This window comes from Zavarzinia aquatilis (assembly GCF_003173035.1).
Lineage (GTDB): Bacteria > Pseudomonadota > Alphaproteobacteria > Zavarziniales > Zavarziniaceae > Zavarzinia > Zavarzinia aquatilis.
Map to the genome: position 1 here is coordinate 294,592 of NZ_QGLE01000002.1, position 23,662 is coordinate 318,253.

Genomic DNA, 23,662 nt, shown 5'->3' on the forward strand with positions numbered 1-23,662 from the left:
GGCCCCACCTCAAGCATCAATCTAGGGCATTGGAGGAAAACATGGCTCGGGTAGCGGTCGTCACCGGCGGCACGCGTGGCATCGGTCACGCCATTTCGGTCGCGCTGAAGGAGGCCGGCTATATCGTCGCGGCGAATTACGCCGGCAACGACGAAGCGGCGGCGAAGTTCAAGGCGGAAACCGGCATCGCGGTCTACAAGTGGAACGTGGCGAGCTTCGCCGAATGCCAGGAAGGCCTCGCCCGTATCGAGGCCGAACTCGGCCCGATCGACGTCGTCGTCAACAATGCCGGCATCACCCGCGACGGCGTGCTGCACAAGATGTCGCTGGAGCAGTGGACCCAGGTCATCGACACCGACCTGAACTCGCTGTTCAACATGACCCGTCCGGTGATCGAGGGGATGCGCGCCCGGGGCTTCGGCCGCATCGTCAACATCTCGTCGGTCAACGGCCAGAAGGGCCAGATGGGCCAGTCGAACTATTCGGCCGCCAAGGCCGGCCTGATCGGCTTCACCAAGGCGGTCGCCCAGGAGAATGCCTCGAAGGGCATCACCGTGAACGTGGTCGCGCCCGGCTACATCAACACCGAGATGGTCGCCGCCGTGCCCGAGCCCGTGCTGCAGAAGATCATCGGCCAGATCCCCGTGGGTCGTCTCGGCAAGGCCGAGGAAATCGCCCGCTGCGTGGCCTTCCTCGCCAGCGACGACGCCGGCTTCATCACCGGCGCCACGATCTCGGCGAACGGCGGCCAGTATCTCGCCTGATCCCGACATGACATCAGTGACGACGCGCGGCCCCGGTGGCCGCGCGACGCTTTTCGGGGCCGGGGCCATCGTGCTCTGGTCCACCCTCGCCCTGCTGACCACCCTCGCCGAGATCCCCGCGCTCGAGAAGACCGCCATCACCTTCGCCATCGGCGGCCTGGTGCTGGCCGGGCTGAACCTCGTTCGCGGCGACGGGCTCGCGCTTTACCGCCAGCCGTGGCGCGTCTGGGCCATCGGGCTGGGCGGCATGTTCGGCTATCACGCGCTCTATTTCTTCGCCCTCGGCATCGCGCCGCCGGCCGAGGCCAGCCTGGTCAATTACCTCTGGCCGCTGCTGATCGTCGCCGGTACCGCCTTCCTGCCGGGCGAGAGGCTGCGCCCCCTCGCCGTTGTTGGCGCCCTGATGGGCCTTGGCGGCGTCGGCTTCCTGATTGGCCCCCGCGCGCAATTCTCGATGGACGCCATGGGCGGCTATATCGCCGCCCTCGCCGCCGCCGTCACCTGGGCGACCTATTCCCTCGCCTCGCGCCGGATGGCGGGCGTGCCCAGCGGCATCGTCGCCGGTTTCGCCCTTGGCACCGCCCTGCTCGCGGCGATCGGCCACCTGCTGTTCGAGGATTTCGTCTGGCCGGCGGGCGGCCTCGCCTGGGCCTCGCTGGTCGCCCTTGGGCTCGGTCCGGTCGGCGCCGCCTTCCTGCTGTGGGACATCGGCATGAAGGGCGGCAATCCGCGCCTGCTCGGCGCCCTCGCCTATGCGACGCCGCTGACCTCGACCGTGCTTCTCGTCCTCGCCGGCAAGGCGGAGGCGAGCGCGGGCATTTTCGTCGCCTGCATCGCCATCACTTTCGGCGCCATTCTCGCGGGGCGAAAGGGATAGGCTTGCCACGGCGCCGTCCTCCCCTAGTGTTTAGGAAAACACATGGGGAGATACAGGCATGTCCGCGATCACCGTCCATCATCTGAACGATTCCCGCTCGCAGCGCATTCTCTGGCTGCTCGAGGAACTGGGCGTGCCCTACACGGTCGTGCCCTATGCCCGCGACACCGAAACCCGCCTGGCGCCGGACAGCCTCAAGGGCGTGCATCCCCTGGGCAAGAGCCCGGTGATCTTCGATGGCGACCTGCGCGTCGCTGAATCGGGCGCCATCGTGACCTATCTGATCAACAAATACGGCAAGCGCCGCTTCGGCCCCGGCCCCGACATCGAGGCCGAGGTCGCCTATGAGGAATGGCTCCATTTCGCCGAAGGGTCGGCCATGCTGCCGCTCATGCTCGCGCTTTATTGCAGCCGGCTGGGCGAGGCCGCGGGGCCGCTGTGGCCGCGCATCCAGTCGGAAATCGCCAATCACCTCGGCTATATGGAAGACGCGCTGGGCGACAAGCCCTTCTTCCTGGGCGACGAGCCGAAGGGGCCGGACTTCCTGCTCGTCTTCGTCGTCGAGGTCGCCCATGTCCTCGGTTTCGCCGGCCCCTATCCCCGCCTGATCGCCTATGCGAAACGCATCAACGCCCGCCCGGCCTATCACGCCGCCATCGCCCGCGGCGGCGCCTATGCCTTCGGCATGTGAGGGCATTGCACGCCTACGCCAATGACGTATAGTCATAACCATGAGCAGCGAGGGCGCCCTTCATTCGGTCGTCGAGACGCCGGAGTTTCTCCGGGCGGCGCAGGGCCTGCTCGACGAGGCTGAAAAATCGGCATTGGTCGACTATATCGCCGCGCATCCGTCAGTTGGCGATCTGATCGTCGGCACTGGCGGCGCGCGCAAGTTGCGGTGGGCGATCGGCAACCGGGGCAAGGGCGAGAAGGCCAACCTGACCAAGGCCGAACGGAACGAACTGCGCGACGTCTTGTCCGACATCGCCGCGATCTATCGGAAAGGACGGGAGAGATGAGCAAACTGGGCAAGAGCATCCTGACCGGCGCCCGGGAAGCCCTCGCCTTCGCGAAGGGGGAACGCGAAGGCTTCGTGGAACATGCGCCGGACCCCATCAACGTGAAGGCCATCCGCGAGAAGCTGGGCTTGTCGCAATCCGCCTTCGCCGCCCGTTTCGGCGTCTCGCTTCGCACACTTCAGGGCTGGGAAGGGGGATCGCGCCAGCCGACCGGGGCCGCGAGGACTCTGCTGCGCGTCGTCGAGCACGAACCGGAAGCGGTGCGCCGGGCACTTCTCGGCTGATTGCCTAGCGGCCCGTCCTTGGACGCGGGCGCCAGTCGGGGGGCGCCATTTCGAAGCCGGCGAAATCGAAGCCCGGCGCCACCGTGCAGCCGACCAGGGTCCAGCGGCCGAGGCTGACCGCCGCCTGCCAGGCGAAGGCGGGCACGACCACCTGCGGCTGCTGGCCAAGGTGAATGTCGGGGCCGAGGTGATGGCCCGAGATGTCGTGACCGTCGGGCGAGATGGTCAGGGCAAGCGGCGCGCCGGCATACCAGTGCCAGACCTCGACCGCGTCGACCCGGTGCCAGTGGGAATTCTCGCCATGCTGCAGCAGGTAGTAGATGGCGGTCGAGGCCGATCGGCCCGGCCCCGCGTCGCGAAACGTCTCCCGGTAGTGGCCGCCCTCGGGATGGGGCTGAAGGCCGAGGCGGCGGATCACCTCGGCCGCGTCGAGGTCGGCGCTCACACCGGATCCCTGGGGATGGTCGCGAGGAAGGACGGGCGCTTGGCCGCTTCCTCGAACCAGGCGGCGAGGGCCGCGCGGCCTTCCCGCCAATCGTCGGCGGGGAAGCGGAAATCGAGATAGCCGAGCAGCGCCATCACCGTGATCTGGCCGACGTCGAGCGCGGGACCGAAGCCGAAGACCGCATCTTCGAGCGCGTCGAGCCCGCGATTGGCCGCGCGCATCTGCCGCTCGACCCAGGTCGCGGAACGCTCCGCTTCCGGCCGCCGGCCCTCGAGCAGGCGCAGCACCAGCGCGTCGAGCACGCCATCGGCGAGCGCCTGCACGGTCAGCACCCGCGTCCGCGCCGCGCCGTCGGCCGGGATCAGGGCGGGACCGCCGTGCAGCCGGTCGAGATGGTCGAGCACCACGGGGCTGTCGAAGATCACCGTGCCATCCTCGAGCAGGAGGGCCGGCACCTTGCCGAGGGGATTGACCGTGCCGATGTCGGTGTCCGGCGCCCAGACATTCTTGGGCAGGAGTTCGATATCGCCCGCGAGGCCCGTCTCATGGGCCATGATCATCACCTTGCGGACGAAGGGCGAGGTCGGCGACCAGCACAGGCGAAGACGGCTCACCGGAAATTGTCCTTGGCTTTGCGCAGGGCCGTGAAGACGGCGAGCGGCGAGGCGTCGGCCAGCTTCAGTTCCTTGGCGATGGCGCGCTGATCGGCGCGCAGGAAGGGATTGGTGGCAAGCTCGACGCCGATGGTTGTGGGCACCGTCGGCTCGCCCAGGCGGCGGGCCGCCTTCACGCTGACCTCGCGCACGCGGAGCGCGGGATTTTCGAGATCGACGCTGAGGGCGAAGCGGATGTTCGCCTCGGTATATTCATGGGCGCAGTAGACCTTGGTCAGGCCCGGCAGATCGGCGAGCTTGTTGAGGGAAGCCCACATCTGCTGCGGCGTGCCCTCGAACAGGCGGCCGCAGCCGGCGGCGAACAGCGTGTCGCCGACGAAGACCGCCAAGGCCGCCTCGAACCAATAGGCGACATGGCCCGCCGTGTGGCCCGGCACATCTAGCACCTTGCCGGCGATCGAGCCGATGGCGACCTCATCCCCCTCGCCCACCGCGCGGTCGATACCGGGGATCTTGTCCGCCTCGCCCCGGGGACCAACGATGGTGAGGCCGTAACGCGCCTTCAGCTCGAGATTGCCGCCGACGTGATCCGGGTGATGGTGCGTGTTCAGGATCAGCGAGGGCCGCCAGCCCAGCCGCTCCAGCGCCTCGGCGACCGGGCCGGGATCGGCCGGATCGACGATGGCGACGGTGCCCGTCGCCGGGTCCCGCACCAGGGGCACGTAATTGTCCGTGAAGCACGGGATGAGCTGGATGTCGAAACCGGTCATGGGAACACTATAGGCAGAAGGACGCGGATCGGCCACGATGCCGGGCATCCGGATGGGACAATTATGCGGCTGGACGTTACCGAATTTCGAGCCTTCTACGATAGCCCCCTCGGCGCCGTCACGAGGCGCCTGATGCGGCGCCGTCTGAAGGAGCTGTGGCCCGACGTCCGGGGCAAGTCCGTGCTCGGCCTCGGCTACGCGACGCCTTACTTGCGGCCCTTTCGCGGCGAGGCGGAACGGGTGATCGCCCTCATGTGCGGTGCGCAGGGGGTGACGCGCTGGCCGCGCCGCGGCCCGGCCGCGGTCGCCCTGTCCGAGGAAACCGCCCTGCCCCTCGCCGACGATTCGATCGACCGCATCCTGCTCGTGCACGAACTCGAACTGGCCACCGACCTGCGGCCCCTGCTGCGGGAAATCTGGCGGGTGCTGGCACCGGAAGGGCGCGTCATCGCCGTGGTGCCCAACCGGCGCGGCATCTGGGCCCGCCTCGACATGACGCCCTTCGGCGCCGGCCGGCCCTTTTCCCTGCCGCAGATCGAACAGACCCTGCGCGGCGCCATGTTCGAGCCCCTGCGCAGCCACCCGGCGCTTTATCTGCCGCCGACCAAGCGCCGCTTCCTGATCCGCACCGCGCCGTTCTGGGAAAAGATGGGCAGCCGCTGGTGGCCCAGTTTCTCGGGCCTGCTGCTGGTCGAGGCGACCAAGAGCCTCTACGCCCTGACGCCGCCGGGCGAGCGGGTCACGGCCAGGGCGAAGGCCAAGGCGATGATCCCCTCGCTGGAGCGGCGGGTCGGCTTAGCCCCGGGCGAGCTGGAACACGGCCTGTTCGCCGAAGAGATTGGCGAGACGCCCTGCGCCGCGGATCGGCCGTGAGCCGCCGTCGCTGTTGACCGCGAGGCCGCGCTCGATCGACAGGCCCATGTCTTTCGTCAGATCGACGAAATCCCGAATGGTGCAGAGGTGGATGTTCGGGGTCGAATACCACGGTTCCGCCAGGCAGGAGGTCATGGGCATGGTGCCCCGGCACAGCAGATGGGTGCGCACCTTCCAGAAGCCGAAATTCGGGAAGGAGACAATGGCGTGCCGGCCGATGCGCAGCAACTGCTCGATCACGAGGCGCGGGTTGCGCGTCGCCTGCAGGGTCTGCGACAGGATCACGTAGTCGAAGGCACCGGCCGGATAATCGGCCAGATCCGTGTCGGCATCGCCCTGGATAACGGAAAGCCCACGCGCGACGCAGGCGTTGACGCCCTGCTGCGACAGCTCCATGCCCCGGCCGTCGATGCCCTTGCGCTCGGTCAGCCAGGCCAGCAAGGCGCCGTCGCCGCAGCCGACGTCGAGCACCTTGGTGCCCGGGGTCACCATCTCGGCGATGACGCCGAGGTCGACGCGAATGGATTCGGTCCCGCTCATGCCCGCACCGCCTTCTGCCGGGCAGCCCAGGCGGACGAGATGAAGCCACTGACCGTGCTGTGAAACTCCGGCTCGTCGAGCAGGAAGGCGTCGTGGCCCTTGTCGGTCTCGATCTCGACGAAGGAGACGTTGGCGGCGGCCGCGTTCAGGGCATGGACGATCTTGCGGTTCTCCGCCGTCGGGAACAGCCAGTCCGAGGTGAAGGAGACGACACAGAAACGGGTCTTCGTACCCTCGAAAGCCTTGGGCAGCGAGCCGCCATTGGCTTCCCACAGGTCGAAATAGTCCATCGCCCTGGTGATATAGAGATAGGAATTGGCGTCGAACCGCTCGACGAAGCTCGACCCCTGATGGCGGAGATAGGATTCCACCTGGAAATCCGCGTCGAAGGAAAAGCCCAGCCGCTCGCGCGATTGCAGGCGCCGGCCGAACTTGCGGTGCAGCGCCGGCTCGGACAGATAGGTGATATGGGCGGCCATGCGGGCGACGGCGAGGCCGGCGCGCGGCCGCGTGCCGGCGTCGAGATAGGCCCCGCCCCGCCATTCCGGATCGGCCATGATCGCCTGACGCCCGACTTCGTGGAAGGCGATGTTCTGGGCCGAATGACGCGCGGCGGTCGCGATCGGCACCGCGGCGAAGAGCCGTTCGGGACAGGCCGAGGCCCATTGCAGCACCTGCATCCCGCCCATGGAGCCGCCGATGGCGCAGAACAGCGTCTCGATCCCGAGGTAATCGAGCAGCAAGCCTTGCGCCCGCACCATGTCGCCGATGGTGATCACCGGGAAGTCGAGGCCATAGGGCCGCCCGGTCGCCGGGTTGAGGTCGCGCGGCCCCGTCGTGCCCATGCAGCCGCCGAGGACATTGGAACAAATGACGAAAAACCGGTCGGTGTCGATCACCTTGCCCGGGCCAATCAGGTCGCCCCACCAGCCGGGCTTGCCGGTCACCGGATGGGTCGACGCGGCATAGTGGTCCCCGGTCAGCGCATGGCAGACCAGCACCGCGTTCGATTTCAGGGAATCGAGGGTGCCATAGGTTTCATAGGCGACGGTGAAGGGGCCGAGAGTCGCGCCGGAATCGAGCCGCAGCGGCGCGTCTACCCCAAGAAGGGCGCGCTTTCCGGCGGTGGCGGCGATACTGGCGCCAGCCTCCGGATCGGGTGCGGAGGCCGGATTTTCGGGTTCGGCGGACATGGTCATGATCGAGGCACAATCGGTTAGGCGGCGGCCCCACGCAAGTCAATGTTTTCTTTGCGTTCCCGTGGCCATCCGTCTAAAACCGAGAAGCCTTCGGACGGCCCGTCCGGCCCTCTTTTCAGTACCCGCGAATGAGCGAGAAACCCCTCGACCTCGACGACCTGCGGCGCGAGATCGACCAGATCGACGACCGCCTACACGACCTGCTGATGGCACGGGCCGATATCGTGCAACGCGTGGCTGTCCTGAAGCGCGGCACCGCGGCCATGCGGCCCGAACGCGAGGCCAGCATCCTGCGCCGGCTCGTCGCCCGCCATCGCGGCTCGCTGCCGGTCGGCATCCTTGGCCGTATCTGGCGCGAGATCATTTCCAGCCTGACCCGCGGCCAGTCGCCGCTGTCGGTCGCGCTCTATGCCCCCTACGGCGTCCTTGAGTTCTTCGACGTCGCGCGGACCCATTTCGGCGCCGCCCGCATCGACCTGCACGATACGCCGGCGCAGGCCCTGCGCGCCGTCGCCGAAAGCGGCAATCAGGTGGTCGGCGTGCTGCCCCTGCCAGCCGGCGACGAGAATGCCTGGTGGCCCAATCTCGCCTCGACCGATCAGGCCCGGCCGCGGATCATCGCCCGCCTGCCCTTCGTCCGCGACGGCTCGAGCGCGGTCGAGGCGGTGGCCGTCGCCCCCTTCGACCCCGGGGTGTCGGGCGACGACGCCGGTTATCTGATCATCGTCACGGGCTATGGCACCGAAATCAGCCGCGGCCGCCTGAGCGACCGCCTGACCGCCGTCGGCATCAACGGTCAATGCATCGACAGCCGCCAGCGCGGCGGTGACACGCTGCATCTCTTCGAGGTCGACGGCCCGCTGTCCGATGGCGACGCGCGCCTTCATTCGCTGCTGGCGGCCCATGGCGACGAGATCGCCCAGGCCATCCCCGCCGGTGGCTATGCCCGGCCGATCAGCACGTCCGGCTATTGATCCGTACAGATTCCGAGGAGAGGCGTCATGCCCCCGGTCGATTCCAGGCCCCAGCCCCGTTCCAGCATCCTCGGCATCGCCGCCTATGTCGGCGGCCGTTCCAAGGCCGAACCGGGCCAGCGGGTGATCAAGCTCTCGTCCAATGAATCGGGTATCGGGCCCAGCCCGAAAGCCATGGCCGCCCTGAAATCCGTGGCGGGCGAGTTGCACCGCTATCCGGACGGCGGCGTCGCCGACCTGCGTCAGGCCATTGCCGCCCGGTTCGACATTCCGGCCGACCGCATCGTCTGCGGCGCGGGCTCGGACGAGCTTATTCACCTGCTGACGATTTCCTACGCCGGGCCGGGCGATGAAGTGCTCTATTCCGAGCATGGCTTCCTCGTCTATCCGATCTCGGCCCGTACCGCCGGGGCGACGCCGGTCAAGGCGCCGGAAAAGGACCTGCGGCTCGATGTCGACGCCCTGCTGGCCGCGGTGACGCCCGCGACCAAGATCGTCTATATCGCCAATCCCAACAATCCGACCGGCACCTATGTCCCGCCGGAGGATGTCGCGCGGCTGCACGCCGGCCTGCCGCCGCATGTGCTTCTGGTGCTCGACGCCGCCTATGCCGAATTCGTCGATGTCGACGATTACGAGGCCGGCCTGCGCGCGGTCGAGGCGGCGGAAAATGTCGTCATGCTGCGCACCTTCTCGAAGCTGTACGGCCTCGCGGCGCTGCGCCTCGGCTGGGCCTATTGTCCGGAAGGCGTCGCCGACGTGCTGAACCGGGTGCGCGGGCCGTTCAACATCTCGACGGCGGCGCAGGCAGCCGGCGTCGCCGCCCTTGGCGATGACGAATTCCTCGAGGAGGCGCGGCGCCACAACAGTCAGTGGCGCGCCTGGCTGACCGGCCGGCTGAGTCAGCTCGGCCTGAAGGTGACGCCCAGCGTGACCAATTTCCTGCTGGTCGAATTCCCGCAGGAAGCCGGCAAGACCGCGGCCGAGGCGGACGAATTCCTGACCGCGCGCGGCATCCTGCTGCGCCGGGTCACCGCCTATGGCCTGCCGCATCACCTGCGCATCTCGATCGGCACCGGTGAGGAATGCGAGATCGCGGCGGCCGCCGTCGCCGATTTCCTGCGGGGCGATCATGGCTGAACACCCCCTGTTCCGCCGGGCCGCGCTGATCGGCATCGGCCTGATCGGCTCGTCCATGGCGCTCGCCATGCGGCAGCATGGTCTTGCGGGTGAAATCGTCTGCGCCGCCCGATCCGAGGCGACGCGGGCGACCGCGCTCCGCCTCGGCCTCGTCGACGCTGCCTTCGCCACCGCCGCCGAGGCGGTGGCTGGCGCGGACCTGATCGTGCTCGCCACCCCGATCGGTGTCTTCGGCCAGATCGCCGAAGAGATCGGCCCGGTGGTCGAAGCCGGCGCCATCGTCACCGACGTCGGCTCGGTCAAGGCCATGGTCCTGCGCGAGGTCGGGCCGCATCTGCCGCTCAACGTGCACCTCGTCCCCGGCCATCCGGTCGCCGGCACCGAACATTCGGGGCCGGAAGCCGGTTTCGCCGAATTGTTCGAGAACCGCTGGTGCATCCTGACCCCGCCCGAAGACGGCGATGCCGCCGCCCTCGACAAGGTATCGCGCCTGTGGTCCGCCATGGGCGCCAAGGTCGAGATCATGTCCGCCCAGCACCATGATCTGGTGCTGGCGATCACCAGCCATGTGCCGCATCTGATCGCCTATAACATCGTCGGCACCGCTTCGGACCTCGAAGCCGTCACCCAGTCGGAAGTGATCAAATATTCGGCCGGCGGTTTCCGCGACTTCACCCGCATCGCGGCCAGCGACCCCACCATGTGGCGCGACATCTTCCTGAACAACAGGGAAGCCGTGCTCGAGATGCTGGGCCGTTTCGTCGAGGATCTGACGGCACTGCAGCGCGCGATCCGCTGGGGCGAGGGCGACACACTGTTCGACCTCTTCACGAGGACGCGGGCGATCCGCCGCTCCATCGTCGATGCCGGCCAGGAGACGCCGGCCGCCGACTTCGGCCGCCGGGTTCCGGGCAGCGGGGAGTAACCCCCTCCACCTCGTCGCTCCGGCGAAGGCCGGAGCCTTGGGACCGGTTGGCAACCCTCTTCCGTCGGGATGCCGGCCTTCGCCGGCATGACGAGTGAGAGGAGTGCCCTTCCTAGAACAGAGGCCGCAACTCGCCGAGCTGCACCGGCCCCATCGAGACCCGGCCGTCCTGGAAGGTCAGGGAGAAGGGCACGCGGCCTTCGGCGTCCTTGGTGATGAAGCCGAGGGCGCCCAGCGCCTTCTTGATGCTCTGCGCCTGCGCCGGGGTCATGCGCCCCTGCGCCGCCGCGCCGTCGATCAGCGGCTCCAGCCCGCCGATCCGGCCCGACAGGGCGCCGAGCGGGCGCATCTGGTCGTCGACCGAGAAACTGCCGGTCACCAGTGAATTCAGCGGCCCCCAGCGGGTCTCGCCCCTTGTCAGCTCGATGGTGCCGCCGGCCTGCGCCCAGGCCGCCACCATGTCGCGCGGCGCCGTGCCCGGCAGATAGCGCGGCGGTGGCCCGGCGAGGCCGAACGTATAGCCGAAGGACGTGATCTCGTTGCCGAGCGTGCCGCCGGGCAGCGGCGGCAGCACCACCGCCTCCCCGTCGAAGGCGATTTCGCCCGACAGCGGCGCCGTCGGCGCGACACCGTCGGCGGTCGGGGCGGGGCCGCCGTCCAGCAGGCGCGCGTGAATCTCGAAGACCTTGGCCGAGACGGGACCGGCCAGCACACTCGATTCGAGGCGCGGGCGATCCATCGACAGGGCGAAACGCTTGGGCCGGCCGGCTTCGAGACCGACGGAGATGCCGGTCGATTCGGCGCGGAAGGTCGCGCGCTGCTCATCGCCCCTCGCGTCGGTCCAGCGCGTGACCGTCTCGCCGTCGATCCGGGCGACGACGAGATTGGGGTTCCACGGCAGGCCGAGGACGACCAGCTTCGGCACGGCGATCGCGGGCTTGCCCGGCTGGCGCGGCGCCGAGACCGTCAGATTGTCGACCTCCGCCTCGATCCGGTAGGGATAGCCGCCGATCGAGAAATCGGTATAGGCGATCTCGAAACCGGCGGCCGCCTGCTGGTCGATGAAAGCCTGGGTCCGTTCGCGCACCTGGCCGGCGAGAATGAACCAATAGGCGGTCCAGGCCCCGATGGCGGCGAGGACGAACAAAGTCAGGTAGAGATAACGTCTGGACTTCACCACAATGTCTCCCGTGCCCCCGCCGGTCCCTCTATAGGCAAGGACGGCCGGCGGCGGAAGAGGTTGTGGCGTGCACGGGGATGGAATGGCGGATTTGTCGGGTGACCTGTTCGTGTTCGGCTATGGCTCGCTGATCTGGCGGCCGGGCTTTTCCTATCTCGATTGCCGGCCGGCGACGCTGCGCGGCTATCACCGCGCCTTCTGCATCTACTCGCACCATTACCGGGGCACCTGCGAGCGGCCGGGTCTCGTGCTCGGCCTCGACCGCGGCGGCTCGTGCCGGGGCGTCGTCTTCCGCGTCGCCGCGGCGGAACGCGACGCCACCCTCGCCTATCTGCGGGAGCGCGAGCTGGTCACCAATGTCTATATCGAGAAAGTCCTGCCAGTGCGCAGCGACGCGGGCAGCCACGCCGCCGTCACCTATGTCGCCGACCGCGCCCACGAGCAATATGCCGGCGGCCTCGATTTCGAGCGGCAGGTCGCCATGATCGCAGGCGCCGAGGGCATCGCCGGCCGCAACCGCGACTATCTGGCCGCCACGGTCGACGAGATCACCCGCCTCGGCCTCGGCGACAGCGCCCTGCACCGCCTGCGCCAGGCGGTCGACGCGGTGCCGGCCGAGGCGATGGGCGACCACGCGGTCGCCCATCTTCAGGGCTAGTTCAGCTTGCCGAGCGACTGAACACGAACAGTCGTCGCCCCGGCGAAGGCCGGGGCCTTTAGACGAGAGAGGCGCCCTTGCCGGTCCAAGATCCCGGCCAGCGCCGGGATGACGAAATGGGTCGGCCGCGTCTTGACCGTCAGCCGCACTTGGAATAGCCGCAGGAGAAGCAGGCGTCGCAGCCTTCCTGCCGGACGAGACTGGGCTGGCCGCAGCGCGGGCAGCCGCGCATACCCTTGAGGCTGCCGGCCGGCGGGCTTGCTTCGGCGGCGCGGCGGAATTTCTCCGGCACCTCGACCTCTTCCTTGTGGATGAAGCCGATGTCGATCATGTGCTGCTCGATCACCTCGCCGATGGCGGCGAGGAGCGAGGGGATATAGCGCCCCTGCATCCAGTGGCCGCCGCGCGGATCGAACACGGCCTTCAATTCCTCAACCACGAAGGCGACGTCGCCGCCGCGGCGGAACACGGCGGAGATCATCCGCGTGAGCGCCACGGTCCAGGCGTAATGCTCCATGTTCTTCGAGTTGATGAAGACTTCGAACGGCCGGCGCCGGCCGTCCTGCACGACGTCGTTCACGGTGATGTAGAGCGCGTGTTCCGATTCCGGCCAGCGCACCTTGTAGGTCTTGCCCGGCAGCACTTCCGGCCGGTCCAGCGGCTTCGTCATATAGACGACGCCGCCCGCCTCGAACATGTCGTCGGAACGGGCATGGGCCGCCGCCGATTCCAGCGGCAATTCCGGCTCGGCCTGCTTTTTCTCGTCCTTCTTCGGCTCGACCGAGAGGACGGAGCCGGTGATGTCGTTCGGGCGATAGGTGGTGCAACCCTTGCACCCTTCCGCCCAGGCCATCAGATAGACGTCCTTGAAGGCTTCGAAGGAAATATCCTCGGGGCAGTTGATGGTCTTGGAAATCGAGCTGTCGACATATTTCTGCACGACGGCCTGCACCCGCACATGGTCGGGCGGGGTCAGGACCTGGGCATCGACGAAATAGTCGGGCAGCGGCGCGTCGCCCTTCAGCCGGCGCCACAGGCGGTAGGCGTAGTCGGTCACCTCCTCCTCCCTGCGGCTGCCGTCGGGCATCAGCACCTTGCGGGTATAGGCGAAGGAAAACACCGGCTCGAGCCCCGACGAGACATTGTCGGCGAAGAGCGAGATCGTGCCGGTCGGCGCGATCGAGGTGAGCAGGGCGTTGCGGATGCCGTGCTGGCGGATCGCTGCCTGGACATCGGCATCGAGGCCCTGGATCGACGGTCCGGCCAGATATTTCTCGGCGTCATAGAGCGGGAAGGCGCCCTTCTCCCTGGCGAGATCGACCGAGGCGAGATAGGCCGCGCGCTGGATCGCGCGCATCCAGCCGCCGATCAGGCGCAGCGCCTGCGGCCCGCCATAGCGCGCCCGGCACATGATCAGCGCATCGGCGAGCCCGGTGACGCCAAGGCCGATGCGGCGCTTTGCCTTCGCTTCCGCCAGCTGCTCGGGCAGCGGGAAGCCCGAGGCGTCGACGACATTGTCCATCATGCGGATGGCGAGACGCACCACCCTGTCGAGTTCAACAAGGTCGAGGTCCGCCTCCTCCTCGAACGGGCGGCGGACGAAACGGGCGAGATTGACCGAGCCGAGCAGACAGGCGCCATAGGGCGGCAGCGGCTGTTCGCCGCAAGGATTGGTCGCGCTGATGTTTTCGGCGTACCAGAGATTGTTCAGCCGGTTGATACGGTCGATGAAGATCACGCCCGGTTCGGCATAGGCATAGGTCGCCTGCATGATCGTGTCCCACAGGGCGCGGGCCTTCACGGTCTTGTAGACGACACCGTCGAACACGAGATCCCAGGGCTCGTCCCCTTCGACCGCCTTCATGAAGGGATCGGTGACGAGGACCGAGAGGTTGAACATGCGCAGGCGCCCCGGATCGCGCTTGGCCGCGATGAAGGCCTCGATGTCCGGATGGTCGCAGCGCATGGTCGCCATCATGGCGCCCCGGCGCGAACCGGCCGACATGATGGTGCGGCACATGGAATCCCAGACATCCATGAAGGGCAGCGGACCCGAGGCATCGGCCCCCACGCCCTTCACCGGCGCGCCCTTGGGCCGCAGGGTGGAGAAATCATAGCCGATGCCGCCGCCCTGCTGCATGGTCAGGGCCGCCTCGCGCAGATGCTCGAAAATGCCCGACATGCTGTCGGGGACCGTGCCCATGACGAAGCAGTTGAACAGGGTCACCTTCCGGTCGGTGCCGGCGCCGGCCATGATGCGCCCCGCCGGCATGTAGCGGAAATCGCTGAGGGCGCCGAAGAATTCGGCTTCCCACTTCGCCCGCTCTTCCGGCTTCTCGACCGCCGCCAGCGCCTTGGCCACACGCCTCCAGCTGTCGTCGATGGTCGCGTCGATGGGCGTGCCGTCGACCGCCTTCAGGCGGTATTTCATGTCCCAGATCTGCTGGCTGATCGGCGCGATCGACACCATGGTTTCGGTCCTCGGAGATTCGCTAAAAACGGCACAGGAAGCAGCGACGGTGACAGCCCGTCACGTCCCGGTCAACCATGCCCCGGCTGACCCCGTTCTATTTTTGTTTCCACAATGTTCGCAAGCACAAGATGCTGATTTCATTGGGGATTTGAACTTATCCCAGAAATCAACACATCGCGGCGGCAAACTTATCCACAACCAGTGCTGGGGATCATGGCTCATGTTCCCGATTCGTATGGTACCCCATATCTAGGGGCCTGACGATGGCCGGGCCAGTGCCGCGAGGGCATCCGACGCCGCCTCGACCCGGGCTTCGAGCGTGGTCATGAAGGGTTCACGACGCAGCCCCGGCGGGATCGGGGTGAGGAATTCGACGGTGATCGTGCCGGATGGGCGCAGGAACTGCCGGCGCGGCCAGACGAGGCCAGAATTGAGCGCGACCGGAATGCAGGGCAGGCCGAGCTGGCTGTAGAGCGCGGCGACGCCCGGCTGGTATTCGAGCTTGCGGCCGGGCGCGACCCGCGTCCCTTGCGGGAAGATCAGGACCGAGCGCCCCTGCGCCACGGCCAGCTTGGCCTGGCGCACCATGTCCTTCAGCGCCCTGGCCCCGGCCGAACGGTCGATGGGGATGCCGCCCATCGCCATGATGTACCAGCCATAGAGCGGGATCCAGGTCAGCTCGCGCTTCAGGACGACGGCCGGCATCCCGCAGATGGCGAGCAGTTCGATCGTATCCCAGGCCGACTGATGCTTGGCGGCGATCAAGACCGGGCCTTCAGGCATTCGCTCGCGGCCACGCACCTCGACCCTGACGCCGCAGATGAGGCGAAGCCCGACGTTGACGCCGGCGATCCAGCCCTTGGCCACCTTGACGCCGAGCACGCGCGGCCACAGCAGCGCGGGCAGCATGGAGACGCTCACGAAGGCGGTCCAGGCGTAGAAGAACAGGTTGAACAGGGCCGAGCGCAGCCAGAGCAGGATCATGGGAGTGACTCCGGCCGGTTGGTGGCCTCGGATGGGGGCGGGAGACCCTCGCCTTGCGTTTCGTCGTCGAGGGTCGCGACGCGCAGACGGAACAGGGCGAGGACATATTTCGCGAATTCGAGCGGTGCTGTCACCGGCGGCAGCGTGCCGCTGTCGAACACCCGCTCGGGGAAGACAGGGTGGGGCACGACCTCGACTTCGGGCAGGACCCGGCGGAGTTCGACCAGGGTGCGCGGCATGTGATAGGCGGCGGTGACGACGCGCAGCGTCTTCATGCCATTGGCCCGCGCCCAGGCCGCCGTCTCGCCCGCGTTGCCGATCGTGTTGCGCGCCTGATAGCCAAGATCGACACAACAGCGGAACAGATCATCGTCGAGGGCAGGCAGACGCTCGCGGATGTCTTCCGGCTTCGTGTCGATGGAGACGCCTGAAATCAGCAGCCGCCGCGCCCGCCCGTCGGCCAGCAATATGGCCGCCTCGTCAAGGCGAAGCGCACCGCCGGTCAGCACGACGATGCCGTCGGTCTGGCGCTGGGGCTCGGCCACCACGGTCGGAATCTGGCCGAGGAACCAGCCATAGGCCCCGAGCAGGAAACAGACGATCAGAAGGAAAAGACGCAGGCTGCGCATCACGCCCTTCCCTCGCCTCCCTCGACGCCGAGCAACCGATTCACCGCCCCGACGATATCATCGACGAGGCGCAGCGGCATCACCTCCGCCGGAATGCCCGCGCCCTGCGTCGCCCGGCCCTGCCCGCTGCGAACGAGGATACGGGCGACGCCGGCCGCCGACGCCGCCTGCAGATCGTCGAGACAATGGCCGATGAAGACCGCATCGTCCGGTGCCACGCGCAGGAGGCGCAGCAACTCGCGCAGGGCAGGCGCCGCCGCCGGTCCCGGATCGCGCCCCGTCGCGCCGCCGACATGACCGATGTGATCGAGCCGCGCGCCCGCGGGCGCCAGCAGGTCGCGCAACTGCTCGTGCTGGCGCAGCAGCATCGCTTCATCCAGCGGCCCCCGGCCCAGCAGCGGCTGACGCGTGAGCACGGCGACCAGCGTGCCGGCGCGGTTCAGCCGGGCCAGTGCCGCGCCCGCGCCGGGCAGCAGCCGCATCTCGCCCGGATGGCGGATCGCGGGGGCGACCGGCTCCAGCAGGACACCGTCGCGCTCGAGGACGACCAGCCGCGCCACGGCTAGACCATACGGCGCAGGACGCGCGAAACCGTCAGTCCCGCCGTCGCCGTGGTCAGCGCCGCGACCACGGGCGGAATCGCCAGCAGCGGCACCAGCCCACCCAGAAAATCATCGAGCGAGGGCAGGAAGGGCGAATCGAAAGAGCCGGCGAACAGGGCGAGGCCATAGACGACGCCCGCTGCCAGCGCGACGCCGACAACCCCGCCAATGCCGCCGAGGACGAGGAAATGGACCTGGAATTCGCGGGCGACCGCCGCCTCCCGCGCGCCCAGCTGATGCACGATCTCGATGATGCCGTGATGTGCCTCGAGACCGGAGCGCGTGGCGAAGACGACGACGGCGACGAGGCAGAAGCCGACGAGGCCGACGACGGCATAGGCCGCGAGTTCGATGGCGCCCGCGACATCGGCGATTTCGTCCATGCTGTCGATGGCGGCCTCGACCCGCGCGCCCTTGACCAGCGTGTTCAGCCGCGCGGCCAGCGCGGGCGCGTCCAGCACCGCCCCCGGGGTCGAGGCGATGTCGATCAGCACGGGCAGCGGCAGGTCACCCACGGCGGCGTCGCGGCCCAGCCAGGGCTCGAGCAGGCGCTGCATGGTCGGCATGGGCACGACTTCGGCCGCGATCACGCCGGGCGTCTCGGCCAGCAGGTCGACGACCCTGGCCACCGTCTCGTCATCGACGGCGCCGGCGTCCGCGGTCGGCAGTTCGACAGTGTAGCGGCCGGCGAGTTCCGCCTGGAAACTGGCGAGGGAGCGGTCGATGCCAATCGCCCCCGCCGCGGCGAGGGTGAGCAGCAGCACCATGACGGCGATGATCGCCGGCACGAGCCGGGTGGACAGCGCCCCCCTGGGCAGCAGATCGAGACGAGCGAACATGGCGCCCCCCCCTAGAGCCGGCCGGCGGAGCGGCTGAACGCCAGCTCGCCCTGCACGAGACGCAGCACGGGCGCGCGGTGGCGCTCCATCATGGCGACGTCGTGGGTGGCGATCAGAATCGTCGTGCCGATGCGGTTCAGCTCGAGGAAGAGATGCATCAGACGGTCACCCATGTCGGGATCGACGCTGCCGGTCGGCTCGTCGGCGAGAAGAAGGCGCGGCCGGGCGATGACGGCGCGGGCGATGGCCACCCGCTGCTGCTCGCCGCCCGACAGCTCGGCCGGGGTGGCGCGAACCTTGTCGGCGAGGCCGACCCAGCTCAGCAATTCGTCGACATGGGCCTTCACCTCAGCCTTCGGCGCCTCGGCGAGGCGCAGGGGCAGCGCGACATTGTCGAACACGGAGAGATGGTCGATCAGACGGAAATCCTGATAGACGACGCCGATCTGGCGCCGCAGCTCGGGCAGCGCCTGCCGGGGCAGGCGGGCCAGATCCTTGCCGAACATCTCGATCAGACCGCGCGATGGCCGGTGGGCGAGATACATCAGGCGCAGCAAGGATGACTTGCCCGCCCCGCTCGCCCCGGTCAGATAGGTCAGCGACCCGCGCGGCAGCTCGAAGGAGACGTCGCGCAATACTTCATGGCCGATGCCATAGCGCATCCCGACATTGTCGAAGCGAACCATACCTGCTGCCTGCTGCTGGAGTCGGCACCATGGCACGAAGCGACCCGCGAGGCCAACCCCCTCGACAGCCGGCCCGGAAGGGCCGATCCTGTTCCGCCTCTCCGCCGTCGTCATTCCCTCTCGCTAGGGCTGGCAGCCCGGCCCGGGGTCGCCTATAAACGCCGGTACCCGCTTCTTCAAGTCGATCGCGCATGATCATCACCTGCCCATCCTGCAGCACCCGTTACCTGCTGCCCCCGGCTGCCCTCAGCCCGGCCGGGCGCGAGGTGCGCTGCGCCCGCTGCGGCAATGTCTGGTTCCAGCAGCCGCCCGACGACATGCCGCATACCGTCAACCTGATTGAGCCGACGCGCAGCGCCGGTGGCGCCGCCATGAATGTGGACGCGCCGACACGCAACCTGCCCGGCCCGCCCCTGACCCATCCGCGACGCGGCGCCGCCCTCGGCTGGCTGCTGTTCTTCGTCGTCATCGCCGGTGGCCTCGCCGCCGCCGCCGCCTTCCGCGAGCAGGTGGTCGAAGCCTGGCCGCCCTCGGGCAAGCTCTACGAACTCGTCGGCCTGCCGGTCGCCGCCTATGGCCTGTCGCTGTCGACGCCGACGACCGAACGCTCGAGCGAGGGCGGGGCCGAAATCCTGACCGTCGCCGGCAGCATCCGCTCGACCATCGGGCAGGAACGGCCGGTGCCGCCGCTCTGGGTCAGCCTCCTTGACGATCAGGGCCGCATCCTGCGCCGTGAACTGGCCAGCCCCGAACCCAACCTGCTGCCCGCCGGTGGCGAGGCCCGCTACAAGGTGCGCTTTGCCGCGCCGCCCACCGAGGCGACCAGGATCGCCGTCACCTTTGGAGAGTCCCCATGACGAGGCCGGTGCCCCAGGGCAAGGCAGTGCGCGTATTGTTCGACGCGGAAACGATCGACGACCGGACCCGTGTGCTGGCCAAGGAAATCGTCGCCGAGATGGGCACGGAATTCGCCGTCGTGCCGGTCCTGAAGGGCAGTTTCATGTTCGCCGCCGACCTTCTGCGCGCGCTGCACGCCGAGGGCGCGGAGGTCGAGGTCGATTTCGTCATCCTGTCGTCTTACGGCGACCGCACCACGAGTTCGGGTCAGGTCACGGTCCAGCGCGATATCTCGATCATCGTGCGCGGCAAGAAGCTGCTGATCGTCGACGACATCCTGGAATCCGGCCGCACCCTGTCCTTCGCCAAGGATCTGATGTCGGCGCGCGGCGCCGAGGTTCAGCTCTGCGTCCTGCTCGACAAGCCGAAGCGGCGCGAGAACAACCTGCAGGCCGATTTCGTCGGCTTCGAATGCCCGGAGCGTTTCGTCGTCGGCTATGGCATGGACGTCGCGAACTGCTTCCGGGAACTTCCCTTCATCGGCGTCGTCGAGGATTGAGGGCCCGGCCGTGGCCCGCGTCCTTGTCGCCGAGGATGAGGCCGCGGTCGCCCAGTTCATCCTGCGCGCGTTGGGCGGGGCGGGCCATCAGGTCACCCTGACCGGCGACGGCGGCGCCGCCCTGCGGGCCGCGACTTCCGCGCCCTTCGATCTCGTCCTCTCCGACATCCGGATGCCGGTGATGGACGGCATCGCCCTCGCCCTTGCCCTCGCCACCGACCGGCCCGGGCTGCCGGTCGTGCTGATGACCGGCTATGCCGCCGAATACGAGCGGGCGGAAGATTTCGACGGCCTGGTCGCCGGCCTGCTGCTGAAGCCGTTTTCCCTGTCCGATCTGCTGGCGGCGGTCGAGGCGGCGCTGGCGCGCTGATCAGGGGCCGCAGGGCGCCAGCGTCACAGCGACACCGTCGGCGATACCGCCGGCCAGACGGCCAAGCGGCGCACAGTTCCCCCCGACGCAGAGCCGGTAATCGGGCACCAGGCCGGAACGGGCGAGATGAACCTCCCGCTGCCTCGGCAGGGCGGGGCGATAAGTCCAGCCGCCGTCGATCCGGCGCGCGTCCGCCGGCACGTCCATCCCGGCGCCCGAGCCGGCGACGCGGGCCTCGACGATCTCGAGACCGTCGGCCGTCACCTGCCAGTCCTCCTGCCATTCGATCTTCTCGATGGAATGGACCCAGGACAGGGTGAAGCGATCGGTCTCGAGCCGCGCCGCCAGCACATGGCCAGCCAGCAGCAGGCAGAGCGCGCTCACGCCCCTGCCCGCCGCCGCGCCAGCACCTGCAGCAGGACGAAGACGGCGGCGAGGGCAAAGCCGATCTCGTCCGAGAAGGGCGTCGACAGCACAAGGCCGATGGCCCCGCCCACGGCGACAGGCATCTGCCAGACCGGCACCCGCGTCAGGCCCCAGCGGATGGCGACCGCGCCCCACAGGCCGATGGCGACCAGCGCCCGCAGCATGGCATAGGCGATGGCCAGCGGATCGTCGCTCTGCCCGATCAATGCCGTGTCGTAAACCGCCATGAAGGGCACGACATAACCGGCGAGAGCGATCCGGGTCGCGATCCAGCCGATCTCCATGTGGCCGGCCCGCGCGATGGACGAGGCGGCGAGCGCGGCGAGGGCGACCGGCGGCGTCAGGTCGGCCATGATGCCGAAATAGAAGCAGAACATATGCGACGCGATGGGGGGCACCCCCATGTGCATCAAGGCGGGGGCCGCGATCGACGAGGTGATGATGTAATTGGGAATGGTCGGCAGCCCGGTGCCCAGCACGAGGCAGGCGACCATGGTCAGCACCAGGGCGAACAGAAGATTGCCGTCCGCCAGGGCAACGATGCTGCCGGCGAGGCTGGAAGCGATGCCGGTCAATGTGGTGACGCCGATCAGCACGCCGACGAGGGCACAGGCGACGCCGACGCCAAGGGCATTGCCCGCGCCATCGGCGAGGCTGGAGAGGACGAGACGCAAGGCCCCTCGTCCGCCCCGGACGAAAGCCGCCATCCCCGCCAGCACTAGCAGGGCGACGCCGCCCACGGTGACCGGCGGCACGCCCGCCTCGATGGCGCCACCCGCGAGCAGGCCGAGCACCAGCCAGAACACGAACCGCTGCGCGTTGGCACCGAGGGCATCGCGCGCGACCGACTGGCCGAGGATCAGGCAGACGGTGGCGAACAGGCCGATCACCCCGGCGAAGAGCGGCGTGTAGCCCGAGAACAGCAGGGTGACGAGGGCGACGAGCGGCAGCAGCAGATACCAGCCCCGGCGCAGGGCGCGCAGCGCGCTGGGGCATTCCTCGGGTGCAAGGCCCTTCAGGTCGCGCCGGCCGGCCTCGAGATGGACCATCCAGAACACGGAGGCATAATAGAGCAGCGCCGGCACGATGGCCGCCCGGGCGATCTCGGCATAGGCGACGCCCAGGGTCTCGGCCATGATGAAGGCGACGGCGCCCATCACCGGCGGCATGATCTGGCCGCCCATGGAGGCGGTCGCCTCGACCGCGCCGGCGAAGGCCGGGCGATAGCCGAAGCGGCTCATCAGCGGGATGGTGAACTGGCCCGTGGTCAGGACATTGGCAACACCCGAGCCGTTGATCGTGCCCATCAGGCCGGAGGAAATCACCGCGACCTTGGCCGGACCGCCCTTGGCCCGCCCGACGAGGCCGAGGGCGACATCGTTGAACAGTTTCACCATGCCGGCATGTTCGAGGAAGGCGCCGAACAGCACGAAGAGGAAGATATAGGTCGCCGAGACGAAGGTGGGCGTGCCGTAAATCCCTTCCGTGCCGAGGAAGAGCTGGTCCACCACCTGCTCGAAGGAAAAACCGCGATGGGCGAGACCGAAGGGCAGATGCGGCCCGAGCAGGGCATAGGGCACGAACACCCCGCACAGGATCGGCAGCGCCAGCCCCATGATGCGCCGCGCCGCCTCGAAGACGAGGAGGATGGTGGCGCAGCCGGCGATGATGTCCATCGTCTCGGGCTCGCCCGCGCGCAGGATCAGATCGCGCTCGAACACGACATGATAGAGACCAAGCAGGAAGCCGAGCGCGGCGAGGCCCCAGTCCCACCAGGGCACGCGCCGTGTCCCCTGCCCCGGCCGCAGCCCGAACAGCATGAAGGTCATGGCCAGCAGGAAGCCGACATGGATCGAGCGGACGGCGAGGCTGGACAGCGGGCTGAGCGCCGCCGTCCAGATCTGGAACAGCGAGAACAGCGTGCCGACGATGGCGACCACCAGCGCCGCCCGGCCTTCCGGCCGGGCATGGGCCGGGGCTTCGCGGTCGACGACCCCGGCCGCCGTCACGCCAGCCCCTTTTCCTTGTAGAAGCGCAAGGCGCCCGGATGCAGCGGCATCGGCCCCGCGGCGGCCCCGGCATCGAGCACGATCCCCTTGGCCGCGGCGTGCGACGCGACGAGGGCGTCGAGATTGTCGAACAGCGCCTTGGTCATGCCATAGGCGAGATCGTCCGCCACCCCGTCGTGACTGACGAGGAGATTGCGGATCGAGGCCGTGGGTACGGCGGCCTCCTGACCCGAATAGGTGCCGGCCGGAATCTCGCCCGGCAGATAGGCGGCATCGCCGACCGCCGCGACGGTCTCGGCCGGAACCGGGACGACAACGATGGGGATCGAGGCCGCGAGATCCTTGATCGAGCCGACACCAAGGCCGGCGGATTGCAGGGTGACGTCGATCTGGCGGTTCTTCATCAGGTCGACCGACTCGCCGAAGGGCAGATATTCCACCTTGGCGAAATCATCGTAAGTCAGGCCCGCCGCCTTCAGGATGGCGCGGGCGTTCAGCTCGGTGCCCGACTTCGGCGCGCCGACCGAGATGCGCTTGCCCTTCAGATCGGCCAGCGTCTTGATGCCGCTTTCGCCATTGGCGACGATCTGGACGTAATTGGAATAGATCGCGGCGATCAGGCGAAGCTTGTCGAGCTTGGCCTTGAAGCCCGCTTCCTCATTGCCGGCGACGGCGGCGCTGGCAGCGTCGGCGAGGGTGAAGCCGATCTCGCCCTGGCCCTTCTGCAGGAGGTTCAGATTCTCGACCGAGGCCTTGGTCGCCTGCACGCTGGTCTTGGTGCCGGCCACCGTCTTCTCGATCGCCCCGGCGAGGGCGACGCCGATCGGGTAATAGGCGCCGGAGGTGCCGCCCGTCAGGACATTGACGAAGGTCTCCGCCCGCGCTGGCGATACGCCCCGCGCCCCATAGGCCAAAAGCCCGGCGCCGAGCGCCATGAGCCCGCGCCTGTTCATCGACGGCATCTGTCCCATCCCGCTTCCTCCCTT

The 23,662-nt window shown here is 68.3% G+C and carries 28 protein-coding genes; 13 read left to right on the forward strand and 15 right to left on the reverse strand.

The genetic code is table 11. The annotated features are described in order from the left end of the window. Nucleotides 1-41: 41 nt before the first annotated feature. Genes phbB through DKG74_RS04855 form a run of 5 tightly spaced genes read left to right on the forward strand, consistent with a single transcriptional unit; the run spans nucleotide 42 to nucleotide 2,944 of the window. Nucleotides 42-764, forward strand: coding sequence for an acetoacetyl-CoA reductase (gene phbB, locus DKG74_RS04835; protein WP_109903775.1), 723 nt, complete (start codon nucleotides 42-44; stop codon nucleotides 762-764). Between the two features lie 7 nt (nucleotides 765-771). Next, the gene (gene yddG, locus DKG74_RS04840) at nucleotides 772-1,641 is read left to right on the forward strand and encodes an aromatic amino acid exporter YddG (RefSeq protein WP_109903203.1); all 870 of its coding nucleotides are present in this window, start codon (nucleotides 772-774) and stop codon (nucleotides 1,639-1,641) included. Between the two features lie 58 nt (nucleotides 1,642-1,699). Then, the gene (locus DKG74_RS04845; protein WP_109903205.1) at nucleotides 1,700-2,332 is read left to right on the forward strand and encodes a glutathione S-transferase family protein; all 633 of its coding nucleotides are present in this window, start codon (nucleotides 1,700-1,702) and stop codon (nucleotides 2,330-2,332) included. Between the two features lie 40 nt (nucleotides 2,333-2,372). Beyond that, a complete protein-coding gene (locus DKG74_RS04850; RefSeq protein ID WP_109903207.1) occupies nucleotides 2,373-2,660 on the forward strand; it encodes a hypothetical protein in 288 nt (95 codons plus the stop codon). Next, the gene (locus DKG74_RS04855) at nucleotides 2,657-2,944 is read left to right on the forward strand and encodes a helix-turn-helix domain-containing protein (RefSeq protein WP_109903209.1); all 288 of its coding nucleotides are present in this window, start codon (nucleotides 2,657-2,659) and stop codon (nucleotides 2,942-2,944) included. The genes DKG74_RS04850 and DKG74_RS04855 overlap by 4 nt, the downstream gene beginning before the upstream one ends. Before the next feature lie 4 nt (nucleotides 2,945-2,948). Here the strand turns inward: DKG74_RS04855 and DKG74_RS04860 are convergent, their stop codons facing one another. The 3 genes from DKG74_RS04860 to gloB are packed head-to-tail and all read right to left on the reverse strand — an operon-like array spanning nucleotide 2,949 to nucleotide 4,773. Next, nucleotides 2,949-3,389, reverse strand: a complete 441-nt coding sequence (locus tag DKG74_RS04860; protein ID WP_109903211.1) for a cupin domain-containing protein — start codon at nucleotides 3,387-3,389, stop codon at nucleotides 2,949-2,951. Further along, nucleotides 3,386-4,003 carry a glutathione S-transferase N-terminal domain-containing protein gene (locus DKG74_RS04865; protein WP_243404024.1) on the reverse strand — a complete coding sequence of 206 codons (618 nt, stop codon included), beginning with the start codon at nucleotides 4,001-4,003 and terminating at the stop codon, nucleotides 3,386-3,388. The genes DKG74_RS04860 and DKG74_RS04865 overlap by 4 nt, the downstream gene beginning before the upstream one ends. After that, nucleotides 4,000-4,773 carry a hydroxyacylglutathione hydrolase gene (gene gloB / locus DKG74_RS04870; protein ID WP_109903779.1) on the reverse strand — a complete coding sequence of 258 codons (774 nt, stop codon included), beginning with the start codon at nucleotides 4,771-4,773 and terminating at the stop codon, nucleotides 4,000-4,002. The genes DKG74_RS04865 and gloB overlap by 4 nt, the downstream gene beginning before the upstream one ends. A 132-nt stretch (nucleotides 4,774-4,905) precedes the next feature. Between gloB and DKG74_RS04875 the strand changes: the two genes are divergently transcribed. After that, complete coding sequence (locus DKG74_RS04875) at nucleotides 4,906-5,646, forward strand: methyltransferase domain-containing protein (protein ID WP_207779236.1); 741 nt, start codon at nucleotides 4,906-4,908, stop codon at nucleotides 5,644-5,646. Here the strand turns inward: DKG74_RS04875 and metW are convergent. Next, nucleotides 5,569-6,186, reverse strand: a complete 618-nt coding sequence (gene metW / locus DKG74_RS21650; protein ID WP_109903215.1) for a methionine biosynthesis protein MetW — start codon at nucleotides 6,184-6,186, stop codon at nucleotides 5,569-5,571. The two genes, DKG74_RS04875 and metW, sit on opposite strands and share 78 nt — an antisense overlap. Further along, nucleotides 6,183-7,379, reverse strand: coding sequence for a homoserine O-acetyltransferase MetX (metX, locus tag DKG74_RS21655; RefSeq protein WP_165837535.1), 1,197 nt, complete (start codon nucleotides 7,377-7,379; stop codon nucleotides 6,183-6,185). Before metX ends, metW begins: the two co-directional genes overlap by 4 nt. Before the next feature lie 134 nt (nucleotides 7,380-7,513). Between metX and pheA the strand changes: the two genes are divergently transcribed. Genes pheA through DKG74_RS04900 form a run of 3 tightly spaced genes read left to right on the forward strand, consistent with a single transcriptional unit; the run spans nucleotide 7,514 to nucleotide 10,424 of the window. After that, a complete protein-coding gene (gene pheA / locus DKG74_RS04890; protein ID WP_109903219.1) occupies nucleotides 7,514-8,359 on the forward strand; it encodes a chorismate mutase in 846 nt (281 codons plus the stop codon). A gap of 27 nt (nucleotides 8,360-8,386) precedes the next feature. Further along, the gene (gene hisC, locus DKG74_RS04895; RefSeq protein WP_109903221.1) at nucleotides 8,387-9,499 is read left to right on the forward strand and encodes a histidinol-phosphate transaminase; all 1,113 of its coding nucleotides are present in this window, start codon (nucleotides 8,387-8,389) and stop codon (nucleotides 9,497-9,499) included. After that, nucleotides 9,492-10,424 carry a prephenate/arogenate dehydrogenase family protein gene (locus DKG74_RS04900; protein ID WP_109903223.1) on the forward strand — a complete coding sequence of 311 codons (933 nt, stop codon included), beginning with the start codon at nucleotides 9,492-9,494 and terminating at the stop codon, nucleotides 10,422-10,424. Before hisC ends, DKG74_RS04900 begins: the two co-directional genes overlap by 8 nt. A gap of 112 nt (nucleotides 10,425-10,536) precedes the next feature. Here the strand turns inward: DKG74_RS04900 and DKG74_RS04905 are convergent, their stop codons facing one another. Further along, nucleotides 10,537-11,601 (reverse strand): DUF2125 domain-containing protein, encoded by a 1,065-nt coding sequence (locus DKG74_RS04905; protein ID WP_165837536.1) that lies wholly within the window; start codon nucleotides 11,599-11,601, stop codon nucleotides 10,537-10,539. Nucleotides 11,602-11,686: 85 nt separating this feature from the next. On the opposite strand from DKG74_RS04905, the gene DKG74_RS04910 reads away from it, so the two are divergent. Beyond that, nucleotides 11,687-12,262 carry a gamma-glutamylcyclotransferase gene (locus DKG74_RS04910; protein ID WP_109903227.1) on the forward strand — a complete coding sequence of 192 codons (576 nt, stop codon included), beginning with the start codon at nucleotides 11,687-11,689 and terminating at the stop codon, nucleotides 12,260-12,262. 139 nt (nucleotides 12,263-12,401) lie between these two features. On the opposite strand, the gene DKG74_RS04915 is transcribed toward DKG74_RS04910, so the two are convergent. From DKG74_RS04915 to ftsE, 6 genes are all read right to left on the reverse strand, one after another. Next, entirely contained in the window at nucleotides 12,402-14,732 is a 2,331-nt protein-coding gene (locus DKG74_RS04915) for an adenosylcobalamin-dependent ribonucleoside-diphosphate reductase (RefSeq protein WP_109903229.1), read from the reverse strand. 252 nt (nucleotides 14,733-14,984) lie between these two features. After that, nucleotides 14,985-15,719, reverse strand: a complete 735-nt coding sequence (locus tag DKG74_RS04920) for a lysophospholipid acyltransferase family protein (protein ID WP_243404025.1) — start codon at nucleotides 15,717-15,719, stop codon at nucleotides 14,985-14,987. Next, nucleotides 15,716-16,348 carry a YdcF family protein gene (locus DKG74_RS04925; protein WP_109903231.1) on the reverse strand — a complete coding sequence of 211 codons (633 nt, stop codon included), beginning with the start codon at nucleotides 16,346-16,348 and terminating at the stop codon, nucleotides 15,716-15,718. Before DKG74_RS04925 ends, DKG74_RS04920 begins: the two co-directional genes overlap by 4 nt. Then, nucleotides 16,348-16,908, reverse strand: coding sequence for an HAD hydrolase-like protein (locus tag DKG74_RS04930; protein WP_109903233.1), 561 nt, complete (start codon nucleotides 16,906-16,908; stop codon nucleotides 16,348-16,350). The genes DKG74_RS04925 and DKG74_RS04930 overlap by 1 nt, the downstream gene beginning before the upstream one ends. Before the next feature lie 2 nt (nucleotides 16,909-16,910). Then, complete coding sequence (locus DKG74_RS04935; RefSeq protein WP_109903235.1) at nucleotides 16,911-17,789, reverse strand: cell division protein FtsX; 879 nt, start codon at nucleotides 17,787-17,789, stop codon at nucleotides 16,911-16,913. Between the two features lie 11 nt (nucleotides 17,790-17,800). Beyond that, nucleotides 17,801-18,475, reverse strand: a complete 675-nt coding sequence (gene ftsE, locus DKG74_RS04940) for a cell division ATP-binding protein FtsE (protein ID WP_109903237.1) — start codon at nucleotides 18,473-18,475, stop codon at nucleotides 17,801-17,803. Nucleotides 18,476-18,666: 191 nt separating this feature from the next. Here ftsE and DKG74_RS04945 point away from each other — a divergent pair, with 191 nt between their 5' ends. From DKG74_RS04945 to DKG74_RS04955, 3 genes are read left to right on the forward strand one after another with little or no spacing between them, the layout of a single operon-like run. Next, nucleotides 18,667-19,332 (forward strand): zinc-ribbon domain-containing protein, encoded by a 666-nt coding sequence (locus tag DKG74_RS04945; RefSeq protein WP_109903783.1) that lies wholly within the window; start codon nucleotides 18,667-18,669, stop codon nucleotides 19,330-19,332. Beyond that, on the forward strand, nucleotides 19,329-19,871 hold the full coding sequence (gene hpt / locus DKG74_RS04950; protein WP_109903239.1) for a hypoxanthine phosphoribosyltransferase: 543 nt from the start codon (nucleotides 19,329-19,331) through the stop codon (nucleotides 19,869-19,871). The genes DKG74_RS04945 and hpt overlap by 4 nt, the downstream gene beginning before the upstream one ends. Before the next feature lie 10 nt (nucleotides 19,872-19,881). Next, the gene (locus tag DKG74_RS04955) at nucleotides 19,882-20,241 is read left to right on the forward strand and encodes a response regulator (protein ID WP_109903241.1); all 360 of its coding nucleotides are present in this window, start codon (nucleotides 19,882-19,884) and stop codon (nucleotides 20,239-20,241) included. Here DKG74_RS04955 and DKG74_RS04960 read toward each other — a convergent pair whose 3' ends face one another. The 3 genes from DKG74_RS04960 to DKG74_RS04970 are packed head-to-tail and all read right to left on the reverse strand — an operon-like array spanning nucleotide 20,242 to nucleotide 23,638. Next, nucleotides 20,242-20,625 carry a DUF1850 domain-containing protein gene (locus DKG74_RS04960; protein ID WP_109903243.1) on the reverse strand — a complete coding sequence of 128 codons (384 nt, stop codon included), beginning with the start codon at nucleotides 20,623-20,625 and terminating at the stop codon, nucleotides 20,242-20,244. It lies immediately after the preceding gene. Next, nucleotides 20,622-22,676, reverse strand: a complete 2,055-nt coding sequence (locus DKG74_RS04965) for a TRAP transporter permease (protein ID WP_109903245.1) — start codon at nucleotides 22,674-22,676, stop codon at nucleotides 20,622-20,624. The genes DKG74_RS04960 and DKG74_RS04965 overlap by 4 nt, the downstream gene beginning before the upstream one ends. Further along, nucleotides 22,673-23,638, reverse strand: coding sequence for a TAXI family TRAP transporter solute-binding subunit (locus tag DKG74_RS04970; RefSeq protein ID WP_341475842.1), 966 nt, complete (start codon nucleotides 23,636-23,638; stop codon nucleotides 22,673-22,675). The genes DKG74_RS04965 and DKG74_RS04970 overlap by 4 nt, the downstream gene beginning before the upstream one ends. Between the last annotated feature and the right edge of the window lie 24 nt (nucleotides 23,639-23,662).

Excerpts from the sequence above, each read along its gene's own strand:
- DKG74_RS04855 (WP_109903209.1), top strand. The coding sequence starts at position 2,657 with ATGAGCAAACTGGGCAAGAGCATCCTGACCGGCGCCCGGGAAGCCCTC.
- gloB (WP_109903779.1), bottom strand. The coding sequence starts at position 4,773 with ATGACCGGTTTCGACATCCAGCTCATCCCGTGCTTCACGGACAATTAC.
- yddG (WP_109903203.1), top strand. The coding sequence starts at position 772 with ATGACATCAGTGACGACGCGCGGCCCCGGTGGCCGCGCGACGCTTTTC.
- DKG74_RS04925 (WP_109903231.1), bottom strand. The coding sequence starts at position 16,348 with ATGCGCAGCCTGCGTCTTTTCCTTCTGATCGTCTGTTTCCTGCTCGGG.
- DKG74_RS04910 (WP_109903227.1), top strand. The coding sequence starts at position 11,687 with ATGGCGGATTTGTCGGGTGACCTGTTCGTGTTCGGCTATGGCTCGCTG.
- hisC (WP_109903221.1), top strand. The coding sequence starts at position 8,387 with ATGCCCCCGGTCGATTCCAGGCCCCAGCCCCGTTCCAGCATCCTCGGC.
- DKG74_RS04875 (WP_207779236.1), top strand. The coding sequence starts at position 4,906 with ATGCGGCGCCGTCTGAAGGAGCTGTGGCCCGACGTCCGGGGCAAGTCC.
- DKG74_RS04935 (WP_109903235.1), bottom strand. The coding sequence starts at position 17,789 with ATGTTCGCTCGTCTCGATCTGCTGCCCAGGGGGGCGCTGTCCACCCGG.
- DKG74_RS04900 (WP_109903223.1), top strand. The coding sequence starts at position 9,492 with ATGGCTGAACACCCCCTGTTCCGCCGGGCCGCGCTGATCGGCATCGGC.
- DKG74_RS04850 (WP_109903207.1), top strand. The coding sequence starts at position 2,373 with ATGAGCAGCGAGGGCGCCCTTCATTCGGTCGTCGAGACGCCGGAGTTT.
- ftsE (WP_109903237.1), bottom strand. The coding sequence starts at position 18,475 with ATGGTTCGCTTCGACAATGTCGGGATGCGCTATGGCATCGGCCATGAA.
- phbB (WP_109903775.1), top strand. The coding sequence starts at position 42 with ATGGCTCGGGTAGCGGTCGTCACCGGCGGCACGCGTGGCATCGGTCAC.
- DKG74_RS04915 (WP_109903229.1), bottom strand. The coding sequence starts at position 14,732 with ATGGTGTCGATCGCGCCGATCAGCCAGCAGATCTGGGACATGAAATAC.
- pheA (WP_109903219.1), top strand. The coding sequence starts at position 7,514 with ATGAGCGAGAAACCCCTCGACCTCGACGACCTGCGGCGCGAGATCGAC.
- hpt (WP_109903239.1), top strand. The coding sequence starts at position 19,329 with ATGACGAGGCCGGTGCCCCAGGGCAAGGCAGTGCGCGTATTGTTCGAC.
- DKG74_RS04845 (WP_109903205.1), top strand. The coding sequence starts at position 1,700 with ATGTCCGCGATCACCGTCCATCATCTGAACGATTCCCGCTCGCAGCGC.
- DKG74_RS04970 (WP_341475842.1), bottom strand. The coding sequence starts at position 23,638 with ATGCCGTCGATGAACAGGCGCGGGCTCATGGCGCTCGGCGCCGGGCTT.
- DKG74_RS04945 (WP_109903783.1), top strand. The coding sequence starts at position 18,667 with ATGATCATCACCTGCCCATCCTGCAGCACCCGTTACCTGCTGCCCCCG.
- metX (WP_165837535.1), bottom strand. The coding sequence starts at position 7,379 with ATGTCCGCCGAACCCGAAAATCCGGCCTCCGCACCCGATCCGGAGGCT.
- DKG74_RS04920 (WP_243404025.1), bottom strand. The coding sequence starts at position 15,719 with ATGATCCTGCTCTGGCTGCGCTCGGCCCTGTTCAACCTGTTCTTCTAC.
- metW (WP_109903215.1), bottom strand. The coding sequence starts at position 6,186 with ATGAGCGGGACCGAATCCATTCGCGTCGACCTCGGCGTCATCGCCGAG.